Source organism: Shewanella benthica KT99 (genome assembly GCF_000172075.1).
Taxonomy (GTDB): Bacteria; Pseudomonadota; Gammaproteobacteria; order Enterobacterales; family Shewanellaceae; genus Shewanella; species Shewanella benthica_A.
Map to the genome: position 1 here is coordinate 1 of NZ_ABIC01000027.1, position 13,997 is coordinate 13,997.

General features: G+C 46.0%; 11 protein-coding genes and 1 pseudogene. 9 read left to right on the forward strand and 3 right to left on the reverse strand.

Annotated features, from left to right (window positions below):
- The first annotated feature begins 154 nt into the window (after window positions 1-154).
- From KT99_RS12800 to KT99_RS12825, 6 genes are all read left to right on the forward strand, one after another.
- The gene (locus KT99_RS12800; RefSeq protein WP_040571965.1) at window positions 155-793 is read left to right on the forward strand and encodes a paraquat-inducible protein A; all 639 of its coding nucleotides are present in this window, start codon (window positions 155-157) and stop codon (window positions 791-793) included.
- On the forward strand, window positions 786-1,445 hold the full coding sequence (locus KT99_RS12805) for a paraquat-inducible protein A (protein ID WP_005500704.1): 660 nt from the start codon (window positions 786-788) through the stop codon (window positions 1,443-1,445). The genes KT99_RS12800 and KT99_RS12805 overlap by 8 nt, the downstream gene beginning before the upstream one ends.
- Entirely contained in the window at window positions 1,414-4,041 is a 2,628-nt protein-coding gene (locus KT99_RS12810) for an MlaD family protein (RefSeq protein WP_040571966.1), read from the forward strand. Before KT99_RS12805 ends, KT99_RS12810 begins: the two co-directional genes overlap by 32 nt.
- A gap of 30 nt (window positions 4,042-4,071) precedes the next feature.
- Entirely contained in the window at window positions 4,072-5,097 is a 1,026-nt protein-coding gene (locus KT99_RS12815; RefSeq protein ID WP_040571967.1) for a GGDEF domain-containing protein, read from the forward strand.
- A 557-nt stretch (window positions 5,098-5,654) separates the two neighbouring features.
- Window positions 5,655-6,833: a cystathionine beta-lyase gene (locus KT99_RS12820; RefSeq protein WP_040571968.1), complete on the forward strand. Its 1,179-nt coding sequence runs from the start codon at window positions 5,655-5,657 to the stop codon at window positions 6,831-6,833.
- Between the two features lie 150 nt (window positions 6,834-6,983).
- On the forward strand, window positions 6,984-8,162 hold the full coding sequence (locus KT99_RS12825; protein WP_005500708.1) for a serine hydrolase domain-containing protein: 1,179 nt from the start codon (window positions 6,984-6,986) through the stop codon (window positions 8,160-8,162).
- A gap of 86 nt (window positions 8,163-8,248) precedes the next feature.
- Here KT99_RS12825 and KT99_RS12830 read toward each other — a convergent pair whose 3' ends face one another.
- Window positions 8,249-9,001 (reverse strand): Nif3-like dinuclear metal center hexameric protein, encoded by a 753-nt coding sequence (locus KT99_RS12830; protein ID WP_005500709.1) that lies wholly within the window; start codon window positions 8,999-9,001, stop codon window positions 8,249-8,251.
- Window positions 9,002-9,306: 305 nt separating this feature from the next.
- Window positions 9,307-9,787, reverse strand: a pseudogene (locus KT99_RS12835) (glycine zipper 2TM domain-containing protein).
- A 55-nt stretch (window positions 9,788-9,842) separates the two neighbouring features.
- Between KT99_RS12835 and aat the strand changes: the two are divergent.
- The 3 genes from aat to infA all read left to right on the forward strand — a co-directional run bounded on the left by aat (window position 9,843) and on the right by infA (window position 11,613).
- Entirely contained in the window at window positions 9,843-10,553 is a 711-nt protein-coding gene (gene aat, locus KT99_RS12840) for a leucyl/phenylalanyl-tRNA--protein transferase (protein WP_005500714.1), read from the forward strand.
- Window positions 10,543-11,256: an arginyltransferase gene (locus KT99_RS12845; protein ID WP_040571969.1), complete on the forward strand. Its 714-nt coding sequence runs from the start codon at window positions 10,543-10,545 to the stop codon at window positions 11,254-11,256. The genes aat and KT99_RS12845 overlap by 11 nt, the downstream gene beginning before the upstream one ends.
- Window positions 11,257-11,394: 138 nt before the next feature.
- Window positions 11,395-11,613 (forward strand): translation initiation factor IF-1, encoded by a 219-nt coding sequence (gene infA / locus KT99_RS12850; RefSeq protein WP_005500725.1) that lies wholly within the window; start codon window positions 11,395-11,397, stop codon window positions 11,611-11,613.
- Window positions 11,614-11,718: 105 nt separating this feature from the next.
- On the opposite strand, the gene clpA is transcribed toward infA, so the two are convergent.
- Window positions 11,719-13,977 carry an ATP-dependent Clp protease ATP-binding subunit ClpA gene (gene clpA, locus KT99_RS12855; protein WP_005500726.1) on the reverse strand — a complete coding sequence of 753 codons (2,259 nt, stop codon included), beginning with the start codon at window positions 13,975-13,977 and terminating at the stop codon, window positions 11,719-11,721.
- Between the last annotated feature and the right edge of the window lie 20 nt (window positions 13,978-13,997).

Sequence of the window (13,997 nt, forward strand, 5' to 3'; positions counted from 1 at the left end):
CAAGTATTCCGGGAAATCTGATATTATCTGTCTGATTATAGAGTGATATCTATCAGGTTTTACCAAGTAAGCATGACTCAATTACGAGCAGTTCAGACGAATTAACAAATTTCGTCAAACCAAGTATTAACCATAAAAGGGTGTGTAACAAAGGGTGAAATTACTTACGAAACATGAGTGTGCAGATACAAGTGTGACCCTGTGTCGTTCTTGTGATCTGGTGATAAGAAAGCGAGCCTTGCCTTCGTCGGTGCGAGCCTTATGCCCTCGATGTCAGACAGCCATCTATGATACACCTTATTGTTCCTTAAACGGCATGTTAGCCCTGTGCCTCACCGCGATCATTTTTTTCATCCCGGCAAACTTACTTCCCGTTCTCGAGTTACACTTTCTTGGCAGCATCAGGACCACAACCATCTTCGAAGGTGCCATGGCTGTGGCGAATCAAGGATATTGGGTCGTCGCCATTGCCGTGCTCACCTCGGCAGTCATCGCACCAGGTTTACTGCTTTTATCTATGCTAGCGCAAATTTTGATCATCAAGTACCAACTGCAGGTGCCTTTTTTTCGGGATATATTGAAGCGCCTGCTTAAATATCATGGTCTACTGTCACAAGTCTCCATGTTAGAGATTTATATGATCAGTATTTTCGTCTCCGTCTTCCAACTCACGGACTATACCGATATTTATCTGGGAATGGGCACTTTTTGCTTTGCCATGTTATTTCTGGTGACCCTATTTTTACAACGTGAATATCATCTTGAACATATGTGGAGTGTATTAGATGACTAGTCCTGCTGAGCCGCCACGGAAAAACCAAGGTAAAGATTTGGGTCTGACACTCTGCCCCTCATGCCAGCAGTTGATGGCCCACAAGAAAACTCATTGTTCTCGGTGTGGCTCAACACTCGCATTTCGTGATTATTCCAGCCTGCAAAAAAGTTGGGCCTTACTGATCACCGCCGCAATTTTATTGATCCCGGCAAATATTTATCCGATCACCATCTTTACCAGTCAGGGACAAACACGTCACGATACTATTTTTACTGGTATTACTCATCTTATCGATCTTGATATCCTGCCTATTGCAGTAATATTATTTACCGCTAGTATCTTAGTTCCCATTCTAAAAATCGGTGGGCTGACTATTTATCTGTTAGCCATCAGTTTTCGTCTGCCCATCTCCAAGAAGAGCTTGATGGTCGGCTTTCATGTTATTGAATGGATAGGCCGATGGTCAATGCTCGACCTGTTTGTCATATCTATTACCGCTGCGGTGGTCAATATGGGTCAGTTGCTCGATGCAAAGCCCGGACCTGCAGCTACCGCATTTGCTTTAGTGATTTTATTGACTCAGGTCGCCGCTAAAGTACTTGATACTCGTTTACTCTGGGATCGATTGGAATCGAAAGATGACACAAATGGAAACACCAAAAGTAGTTAAAAAGAAGCTTTTTTCGCCTATCTGGCTTCTCCCTCTCGTGGCTATTATCCTAGGATTCTGGTTAGGAATAAAAAGCATAAGAGAAGCCGGTATCGAAGTGCGTATCCACTTCCCCAGCGCGACTGGGATTGATGTCGGTAAGACCTTAGTACGCTATCGAGGGCTGACGGTAGGTAAAGTCGTCGATATTGGCATCGATGACGAACTACAAGGCGTTAATGTCGATCTTAAGATGGATTACCGCGCAGATCCTTTTCTAAATGAGCAAACCAAATTCTGGCTAGTCACACCTAAAGCTTCAATCACAGGTGTAGAAGGGTTAGATGCACTTTTTTCAGGGAACTATATTGCCATTCAACCCGGGGGCGGTCAGTCTCAATTCTTTTTCGAAGCCGAAACTGATGCCCCGGCCATGCTGCCGGGAAGCGATGGTTTAGTTATTGAATTAACAGCCGATACCTTAGGGTCTTTGAATGTCGGTTCACAGATATTCTATCGACAGATCCCCGTCGGAAAAATCATCAGTTATCATCTCGAAGGCTCGAGGCAAATTTTACTGAGTGCATTTATCAAGACGCAATACACTCATCTGGTAAAGACGGACTCTCAATTCTGGAACGTATCCGGCCTGCATATCAACGCCTCGCTCTCTGGTATAGAGATAAAAGCCGAAAGCCTGTCGTCCATTCTTGCCGGTGGCCTTAGTTTTAGCTCTGCGGATGGCTCTAAAAGAGCCGAAAATGGACACAGTTACCGTATCTATGACAGTCAAGCATTAGCCCAAGGTGGCATCGAGTTTACTCTGACCGCCACGCAATCTAATGCCGCATCCACCGGCACCGCTATCGTTTTCAGAGGCATAAATATTGGTCGCATCACAGATACACATCTCACCGATACCGGTGTGGAGTTCACCGCCAAAATTGATAAAGAATATGCCCAATTGCTCTCAAGTACGTCTCACTTCTGGCTCGAGGGCGCCGACATATCCTTGTCTGGTATCAAGCATGCGGAGCGGTTGATCACAGGTAGTATCATCAACTTTTCACCAGGAAGCGGTGAGCCTAAACAGCAATACCCTTTATTGGAGATAGCACCTGATCAAGATGCACAGTCTAAATTACTGTTAAGTTTAACCGCCGAGAATAACCCGGGAATCGGAATAGGAGCCGAAGTACGTTATAAGCAATTAGCAATAGGTAAGGTCAATTCCGTCCACCTTAATCAGGCATTAACTGGTGTAGAATACCAGATCGAAATCTGGCCTGAGTTTACTAACTTAGTGAATACCAATAGCTATTTCATCCCCGAATCGGCCCTGTCAATCCAGGTATCCCTCGAGGGTATATCGGTGAAAACCCGTGATCTATCGACCTTGACTAAAGGCGCTATCAGCCTAATCCAGGGCTCCAGTAGAACCGTGGCAAAAAATCATGCACAACTGGCTTTGTTTCTCTCGACAGATGCGGCTGATGATTATTTTGACCGGCTCAATCAGTTTACATTATCCTTGATGAGTACCGATGGTGCAGGTCTGTCATCGGGATCGCCTGTCTACTATCAAAAAATGCAGATAGGCCAGGTCGACAAGGTTAACTGGAACTCGACTAATGAAAACTTCGATATTAACATCAGCATTCGAGACCAATTCAAACCCTTAGTCAAAACCAATAGCGTTTTTTGGCGCAACAGTGCCATCACAGTCAATGCCAGTCTCTCAGGCATAGAAATCGATGTTGCTCCTATACAGGGAGCATTAAAAGGCAGTATCACACTCGGTTTGCTCGACGATGAGGATATAGGCTCTCAAACTCACTTATATGAATCTAAATCTCTGGCACTGGCTCAGGCAAAACCCATCAAACTCACTTTCCCTGCCGATGTCAAATTAGCAGCCAAGGCGCCTATACGTTACTTAGGCCACAAGGTAGGTGCTGTCGAACGTGTCACCTTGAATAAAGACCTGATAAGCGTCAGCATCGATGCTTATCTATATGGGAGTTATGCCCAACATTTCACTCAAGAGGACGCCGAGTATTTCCTCGTCGATGCTCAAATATCCCTCGCGGGTATTCGGGCTCCTGAAACCTTAATAACCGGCCCCTATATCGGCGTCAAACCTGGGGTAAGCACGCAAATGCGTACTCAGTTTATCGGTAAAGTGACCCCAGTTATCCAGGCAAAAAAAGACTGGTTACAATTCACTCTCGAAGACACTAACTTAGGCTCCATTAAAGTCGGTACCCCGATTGTTTTTCGAGGCATAATAATTGGTGCTATCGATGCTTATCAGTTAGCCGATACGGGAAATTCGGTACAGATGTTCGCCCATATTAAGGGGGAGTATCGCCATCTGGTCAACCAAACGAGTCAATTCTGGGATCTTTCCGGTATAAAAATCGATGTCGGCTTCTTTTCAGGGGCTAAGATTGAGACCGGATCATTAGAGTCCATACTGGCGGGTGGAGTAGGTGTAGTCACTGAGCGGCAAACCATGACAAGTAACATGCTGACATCAGATGCGAGTTTCACCTTACATAAAAAACTCGAAGCTAAATGGTTAACATGGGCGCCAGTCCAACTCAGCCAAAAATAACGTCACAGATTAAGCATTGCCAGGGGATTTATGTCTAGAGAAATCATAAAAATGGCGGCCAGAAATTTAAAAAAAGCCGTTCCTTTAATGTTAAAGCACCAAATTCCTACCACGCCAACCAATTACGCGCTCTGGTATACCTATGTCTCAGAGCAAAGCCCGGAATTAAATAAACGACTCGACACGGTTATTGAGCAGCATCATACCTGCCCGCCCGTGAATGCTGAGATGCTATATCGCGAGTACGTGTCAGATCCCATCGAAGTCGATGTCCTCGACATGCGACAAAATCTCGAAGCTATGGTCGCTGAGCTCTCTCATTCTCTCAAGGATACTAACTTAGACGCCACTCAATTTCAGTGCCGTATCGACAGTAATTTCGACAGGTTAAATCGGATAGAAGAGGAAGGTATCAGCTTAGAGAAGGTACTCGGTATCGTCAGAAGCTTAGTCAAAGAGTCCGACGATATACGTTCGAGCACACAATATTTCACCGGCCAACTGAATAAAGCCCAACAAGAGATAGATGCATTAAAGCAGCAACTCGTAAAATCTGAACAAATCATACTGTACGATGCACTAACGGGTATCTTCAATCGCCGCGCATTCGATAATGATTTAAGAGGCTCCCTGAGTCAATCACCTGACGGCTTATGCCTCATCCTGGTGGATATTGACCATTTCAAGACATTTAATGACAATTATGGTCATCAATTAGGCGACCAAGTACTTAAAGCCGTCGCTAAGCGGTTGTTGGAAGCCTGTAGAAATGGCGCGAAAATCTATCGATATGGTGGCGAGGAATTTGCCGTCATCATACCTAAAAGCCAACTTAGCTCCTCTCGTCATCTGGCCGAATCCATGCGCCGTGGACTGGAAAAAATCTCCCTGAAGGACAGAAGAAAAAACGTCCGTATCAATAAGATCACCGCATCATTCGGCGTCGCACAATGGCATAAAAACCTCGAAGGCGCTGAGCTTATAGAGAAAGCAGACAAACTGCTCTATGAGGCCAAACGTCTGGGGCGAAACAGAGTCATGCCCATCCCCAGCTAGAAGGATAGTCGCTACACAGGCAGCGCCCCCACTATGAGTCGGTACAGACTCATGTGCTTATCTGCATCTTGAAATTTTAGCACTCGCCCTGCTTTAATCCCATTCCGAGTAAGTATCTGATCATTCAGCGGGAGTGCAAAACACTGTAGGCAAGGTCTATATATTACTCCTGCATTATTCTACCTTCACCCGTCCATGGGCTCGTACCTCCTGCATCTGACCTCCAGGGTCTTAAGCGTTCCATACAAAATAGACCATGCAGTCGTATATCGAGAACATTCAACCTAGCATAAAGGGCTTTGCCCATCAGCCGCGCTGCATGAGGCTCTCAGTGTTTCCACTTCGGTGTTACATTGACTTAAAAGGGAATAACCATTTCCTCATCAATGCGCCTTGAATTGAAAAAACTGAGAGTCTCTGAACTGGCCAGATACTTATATGGAATGGTATTAGCAAGCCCAGAAGAGTAAATGGCACACACGCTTCTCTTTAGCCATTTAGATGTTAAGATGGCTAAAACAGATTATTTCTTCTACTCGTTTCTGGAAGTATGCCCTATGAAAAAAGAAACCAAGATCATCAGCGTTGGACGTGACAAGAAGTGGACTAAGGGTGTGATCAATCCGCCTGTATTTAGAGCATCGACCATGATCTTCGACACTATGGAAGAGATGCGTTTTGCCACCAAAAACCGTGCTAACGGCGAGATGTTTTATGGCAGACGTGGTGGCCCCACCCACTTTGCTTTTCAGGCGGCTATCGCCGAACTGGAAGGCGGCAGCGGCACAGCACTCTACCCATCTGGCTCTGCGGCCATCAGCGGTGCCCTGTTATCATTTTTAAAAGCCGGCGATCATCTGTTAATGGTCGACAGTGCCTATGAGCCAACCCGAGATCTGTGCAACAAGCTGCTCGCAGGTTTTGGCATACAAACCACCTATTATGATCCCATGATAGGTGAGGGCATCGAAAAACTTATCAGGCCTAACACCAAAGTCTTGTTCCTAGAGTCACCAGGCTCAGTCACCATGGAAATTCAGGATGTACCAACTCTGAGCACAATAGCACATCAACATGGCCTCATTGTCATGCTGGACAACACCTGGGCCTCACCGATAAATTCGCGCCCTTTCGAGATGGGCGTGGATATATCCATTCAAGCGGCCACTAAATATATTGTGGGCCACTCTGATGTGATGTTAGGCACGGCAACGTCGAACGACACGCACTGGGAGCAACTGAGAGAGAATAGCTATCTCATGGGGCAGTGCACCTCCCCCGATGATGTCTATCTCGCCAGTCGAGGGCTGAGAACTCTGGGCGTACGAATGCAACAACATGAAAAGAACGCGTTAAAAGTGGCCAACTGGTTAGCGACTCGCCCGGAAGTGGATCACTTAAGACACCCGGCATTCGAGACTTGTCCGGGTCATGAGTTTTTCAAACGAGATTTCAGTGGCTCCAACGGCCTGTTCTCTTTCGTATTAAAACAGGGCGACCTCAAGTCTATTACCGCCTTGGTGGAAAACATGGAACACTTCAAGATGGGTTTCTCATGGGGTGGGTTCGAGAGCCTGATCTTAGGTGTCTTCGGTATCGACAAGATCAGAACGGCCACAAGCTGGGATAGCAGTAAGCCTCTTATCCGACTGCACATAGGTCTGGAAAATGCGGATGATTTGATCGCCGATCTAGAAGCGGGTTTCGAACGGTTCAACGCCGAGCTAAACCGTTAACCAGCTAACCAGCTAACCAGCTAATATATGTTACACACTGAAACCGCCATATTGGCGGTTTTTTTATGCCAGCTTGATCTCATTCATTACTAACATGATCGATTATCCTACCTTTTGTTTCTGTAGATTTTATTTTTGGGGTTTTTCGTCATGTCCAACTGGTCTTTATCTTTACTCACTCTTCCCCTTGCCAGCTTAATCTTCTCAGCCACCAGTTTCGCTCAATCTGACTATCAGGCTATCGGTGACAGTTTTAAGTCGCAATTTCATGCTCAATTAAAGAAAAACAAGGTACCTGGTGGCGCCTTCGTTATTGTCGATAATAATAAAGTTATCAAGATGAGCGCCTATGGCAAGCGCCAACAAGGCGCGAGTCTCAATATCAACACAGACACAGTTTTCAGACTCGCCTCGGTATCAAAAACCTTCGCGGGCACCTTAGCGACCATGCTGGTTCATGAACATAAATTTGAGTGGAATGAGCCACTACGCAAATATATGCCCGAGTTTCACCTCGCCGATGCTAAAATGAGCGAGCAAGTTAAACTTGGCCATCTCATAGGACAAAGCACAGGCCTGATGCCCAACAGTTATGACAATATTCTCAATGCCAACGGTAAACTTGAGAAGATCATTCCTCAGTTTAAAAAATTAACCCCTATGTGTGTACCGGGTACGTGTTACAGCTACCAAAATATCGCATTTTCTTTTATCCAACCCGTGATCGAACAACAAACTGGCGACAGCTACGCTAATTTAGTGGAGAAGCGCATCTTTGAGCCCCTACATATGGATACCGCCTCGATAGGTATGAATAGCTTTATGGCAACAGCTAATAGAGCCAGTCCGCACATCAAGACACGTTCGGGTTTTAAAAGGGTCAAGGTAAAGCCTAACTACTATCAAGTCGAGCCCGCCGCTGGGGTTAATGCCAGTATTACCGATCTCTCTAAATGGTTAATGGCTAACCTAGGAAATAACCCGGAGGTATTATCCCCAAGTTTATTAGCGGATATTCAAACCCCGGGAGTGCGCACCAGTAAAGAGTTACGTCGCCGGGAATGGAAAGCTTACCTGAATGATGCTCATTACGGAAAAGGATGGCGAGTGTATGATTTTGAAGGGGAAAAACTAATCTATCATGCGGGTTGGGTTGCAGGTTATGTCGCCGAAGTCGCCTATTCTCCTCGGCTTAAAGTCGGCATGGCCATGTTACTCAATGGCGAGTCGAGAGTGATGGCTAAGTTAGGCGCAAGTTTTTGGCACAGCGTCATTCAACAGCAGGCTCAAATCGCCATGAAGAAAAAAACCAGTATTCACGCCGATTAGTACTCAGTATAAACTAAGCGGTCTACTTGCGACGGCTTAGTTTATGGAGTCCGAGATGAATTAGCCTTAAGCCACTAGCCCCAAACCTAAACAGGATTGTCGATGTCGACATACTCATGTTCGATATCAAACTCACGCGCAAGGTGCTCACCAAGGGCCTGGATGCCATACCTTTCTGTCGCATGATGACCCGCCGCAAAGTAATGTATACCCAGCTCAAGGGCACTGTGATAAGTACGCTCCGACACTTCCCCACTGATAAACGCATCGACACCTAAGCTCGCCGCATCATCGATATAATCCTGAGCCCCACCGGTACACCAGGCAATATTCTGTATTTCGGCAGCGGGATCGCCAATATGCAGAGCCTCTCGGTTAAGTATTTCACTGATATGTTTACTAAAAACGCCGGCAGAGACAGGCGTATCTAAACGTCCTTGCCAAATGAGTCCCTGAGCAAGCCCTGCGACTGGCTCGGCGTCCGCAATATCTAACTTTCGACCCAGCTCGGCATTGTTGCCCAGCATGGGGTGTGCATCCAAGGGAAGATGGTAGCCAAAAAGATTAATATCATGGGTCAGTAATGCCTTGATCCGCCTCTGCTTCATGCCTGTTATCACCTCTCTCTCCCCTTTCCAGAAGAATCCGTGGTGCACCAACAGCGCATCGGCATCGAGTGCGATGGCTTTATCAATCAGCGCCTGGCAGGCGGTGACCCCGGTAACGATTTTTTTTATCTCTGCTCGTCCCTCAACTTGCAGACCATTAGGCGCATAATCTTTAAATTTACTCGCTTGTAAAAACTCTGCAAGATATTCTGCTAACTCGTTACGTGTCATTGAACCGCCCTTATAAAAATTCAGTTTAAGTGTAACCCATGTACCGATCCCGGCACAGATTTAACCCGCTCACACTTCAAAAAACAGCCAGATGACATTAAAAAACAAACAGATTTTTACTATATCAACACTGACCCAAGAAGAGGTTATCAGCGCATTAGAGTCTGCTCTTGCTGCCAAGCAAGGTTAGACTGTAACGATTGAACAGAAAGGAAGCGGGTACAAAATCGATGGCGGTAAGTCATTACGCTTAGCGATCGACTATGCTTACTGAGCTAAGTGGCGGATACCATCCCACGAGTAAATTACATAGCGATATCGACCCTAACGCTTCCTTGAAGATACACGACCCTTACTTCATCCCCGGCGTTAAATATCATGCCTGAATCGAGATCTTGTATGATCATCACCTGCTGGCCATCTTCTTGCTTGATCATCAGTTCAACAAGTTTCAGCTCTTGGTAATAGGCGCTATCGCCATATATGACCCACGCCGGCTCCTATCAGGGCACCTAAGACCGTCGCGACATCTTGGCCGCTACCACCGCCAAATTGATGACCAATAACACCACCAATCAAGGCTCCACCGAAAGTTTTCCATCCTCGACTTTGATCTTCAATAAGTTGTTTCTCGGTAATATTTCTCACCGATACCAGCTCACCATAAAGGACTTTCTCTACGGGAACGGCTTGATCCCTCTGATAGGCAGCCGCGCAATTCAGTGAAAATGTTACCGTCAAAGCCACCACTAAAGAGAGTAATAGATTAAAACTAGGTTTCAACATCGTCATTTTTCCGCTAAATTATAAGAAGGCCTTCTAAGGATAATCTTACTCAATTGTGAACTCACTGTCCTATTTAAATCATCAATTCGAACAGTTTCCAGAACCTGAACTGGCACTGACAGATCCTAACGGGCTATTAGCCATAGGGGGGGATCTGCAACCGGCTCGATTACTCCATGCTTATTATGAAGGCATCTTTCCCTGGTTCAATCTCGATGACCCTATCCTTTGGTGGTCACCTGATCCTAGGGCAGTCTTTGTCCCGGGAAGCATGAAAGCCAGTCGTAGTTTAATAAAATACCTTAAAAAACAAACCTGGACCTATAGCATAAACCAGGCTTTCGAAGCCGTCATAAAGGGCTGTGCTCAACCGAGAGTGGCACAAGATGGCACCTGGATCACCACAGAGATCCAACAAGCTTACCTGACACTGCACCATCAGGGTAAAGTCCACTCGGTAGAAATTTGGGATAATGGCGCCCTCATCGGAGGGTTATATGGCGTAGCCATAGGACAGGTCTTTTGCGGCGAATCTATGTTCCACACCCAAACCAATGTCTCTAAAGCGGCCATGCTGATGTTACATCAGCACCTATTGAGAAACGGTTTCAAGTTAATCGATGCCCAAGTGATGAACCCACACTTAGCCTCTCTAGGCGCTACGGCATTAAAAAGAAAAGATTTTATCAATTTACTCAAGCGTTTCCGAGATGGTGATGTTTCGGTCAACACTTGGTTACCCAACGAGGTTTATATTGAGCTCTAAATCACAACAAGTTTCAGTAGGGGTGACTAAAACCTTTCCCTGCAGTTACCTGAACAACCAAATGGAGCAACTCCTGCTGCTTCAGGAAGAGAGTATCGACATAAACTTGTTCGAACAGTTATTGTCACTGGGCTTTAGACGCAGTGGCGGCACCATTTACAAACCCCAATGCCCCCATTGCAACGCTTGCCTGCCCATTCGTATACCCAGCGCAACTTTCACCCCTTCGAGACGACAAAAAAGAACCCTGAGAAACAACCGAGATCTGGTATGGAAAATAATCGGCAAACAAGCCGAATATCACTATACTTTGTACGAAACTTATATCAATCAAAGGCACAGTGATGGGCCCATGTACCCGGCTTCTAAAAAGCAATATCAGCATTTCATTGGCTCTGGTTGGTTAGACCCGGTATTTATTGAACTATGGAGCGCTGACAAGCTGGTAGGGGTGGCTGTCACCGACATACTGCCTCACAGTTTATCGGCAATCTATAGCTTTTTTGCTCCCGAAGAACACAAACGCTCTTTAGGATCTTTGCTTATTCTGCTCCAATGTCGCCTGGCTAAATTGATGGGAAAAGATTTTGTTTATTTAGGCTACCAAATTGATGAATCGAGAAAGATGAACTATAAGACAGACTATACTCCTTATCAAATATTAACCCGCTCGGGCTGGCTGCAAACACCTGATGAGAAATAATTTATTGGTTTTTGAGTATGTGTGGTCAAAGAGCACGCTATTTAACGCAGATAAGTTAACCTGCTCTTTACAGCAAGGCGAAATTGCGGCATGATATGCCCGTTTTTAACATTTGAAGGCTAACAGGATAACTGATTAATGGCGAAAGAAGACAACATTGAGATGCAAGGCACGATCCTTGAAACCTTGCCGAACACAATGTTTCGTGTAGAGCTAGAGAACGGTCACGTTGTGACTGCACACATCTCAGGCAAAATGCGTAAAAACTACATCCGTATCTTAACGGGTGACAAAGTGACAGTTCAGCTGACCCCTTACGATTTGAGCAAAGGTCGCATCGTCTTCCGTTCACGCTAAGTTAGCTATCACAAGATTTTTAAAATCGACCTAACCGGTTTTTTTAGTTTATCGTATTAAAAAAGGCTGCAATTTGCAGCCTTTTTTTACTCTTTTTTTAACCGACTAGCTCAGCACCTTCTCCACTCTGTCGGTGGTGATCACAATCTCATTATTGACAACATCGACGTGTGCTTCACCCCCTTTCTCCAGATCACCAAACAATATCTGATCCGCCAGCGGTCGCTTAATAAGCTCAGTCACAACCCTTGCCATAGGCCTTGCTCCCATAGACTTGTCATAGCCCTTCTCAGCCAATAAGGTTCTCGCTTCGTCACTGACATGCAGAGTCACGGCTTTATCATCGAGTTGAGCCTGCAATTCCACTAAGAACTTATCGACAACCTTAGCAATAACGGTCATATCCAGATGATTAAACCAGATAATTTCATCTAGTCTGTTTCTGAATTCCGGAGAGAAAACCTTATTGATCTCAGACAATGCATTTAAACTATGATCTTGCGGCTTAAAGCCAATGGTGTTACGTACCGTCTCCTGCACACCCGCATTAGTGGTCATTACTAGGGTGACATGCCTGAAATCCGCTTTCCTGCCATTATTATCCGTCAGGGTGCCATGGTCCATCACCTGCAGCAGCAAGTTATAAACATCCGGATGCGCCTTCTCAATCTCATCGAGTAACACCACACAATACGGATTTTTAATCACAGCATCGGTAAGTAATCCTCCCTGATCATAGCCAACATAACCAGGAGGCGCACCGATCAGGCGAGACACTGTATGACTCTCCGTATACTCGGACATATCGAATCTGACCAGATTTAACCCGAGACATTTCGCCAATTGACTGGTCACCTCAGTCTTACCGACACCGGTAGGACCCGCGAACAAGAAACTACCCACGGGTTTATTTTCGCCACTCAGCCCACTACGAGACAGTCTAATCGCAGCGCTAAGGCTTCCAATCGCATTATCTTGACCAAACACCACCATCTTAAGGTTACGGTCTAGGTTTTTCAGCATATCTTTGTCAGTGGATGATACGGACTTCTCAGGTATTCTGGCAATCTTAGCAATAATTGATTCAATCTCACCCTTACCGATAGTCTTCTTTCTCTTACTCGGGGGTTGCATCGCCATTCGGGCACCTGCTTCATCGATAACATCGATGGCTTTATCGGGCAGATGACGATCGTTAATGTGTTTATCAGACAATTTGGCTGCCACACTCAAAGCCGCCATGGTGTACCTCACCCCATGATGCTCTTCATATTTAGACTTGAGTCCACGCAATATTTGCGTCGTCTCTGCCACGGAAGGTTCATCGACATCAATTTTTTGGAAACGGCGGGCCAAGGCACGATCTTTCTCGAAAATACTCTGATATTCCTGATACGTGGTCGAGCCCATACATCTTAACCGACCGCTAGACAGCAGAGGCTTTAGCAAGTTAGACGCATCCATCACCCCACCCGATGCAGCGCCAGCACCTATGATGGTATGGATTTCATCGATAAACAGGATCGCCTTCTCATCGTTTTCTAGCTCTTTAAGCAAGCTCTTGAAGCGCTTTTCAAAATCGCCGCGATACTTAGTTCCAGCTAAAAGAGCCCCGAGATCCAAGGAATAGACAGTGACACCATTCATCACTTCCGGCACTTCATTCTTAACGATACGATAGGCAAGTCCCTCGGCAATTGCCGTCTTACCCACCCCAGCTTCGCCCACCAGCAGCGGATTGTTCTTTCTGCGGCGACAGAGGATCTGAATCGCACGTTCAATCTCTTCACTGCGTCCGATAAGGGGATCGATATGTCCTTGCTCTACGCGCTCATTGAGATTATCAGTAAACTGAGACAGCTTGCTTTTCTCCTTTTCAGGCTCACTATGATCTTCAATTCGCTCTTGGCTCGAACCTGAGTCACCTTCGTTCTTAGACACTCCGTGAGAGATGAAATTGACCACATCGAGTCGAGTCACTTCGGCATTGCGTAATAAGTAAACCGCTTGTGATTCTTGTTCACTAAAAATAGCAACCAGCACATTGGCACCAGTGACTTCATTGCGGCCCGAAGACTGTACATGGAACACCGCCCGCTGCAGTACTCTCTGGAAGCCTAATGTAGGCTGAGTCTCTCTATCATCCTCAGGATCGGCGATGATGGGCGTGGTTTGTTGAATAAAACTGGACACTTCCTCCCTCAACTTGTCCAAATTAGAACCACAAGCGACGAGTGCCTCTTGAGCAGCCGGGTTGTCGATCAAGACCAGCAATAAATGTTCTACCGTCATGTACTCATGACGCGCCTCTCTGGCTTTCTGGAACGCCAGGTTTAAGGTGACTTCGAGATCTTTGTTTAGCATAAGCACCCCCTAAATATACA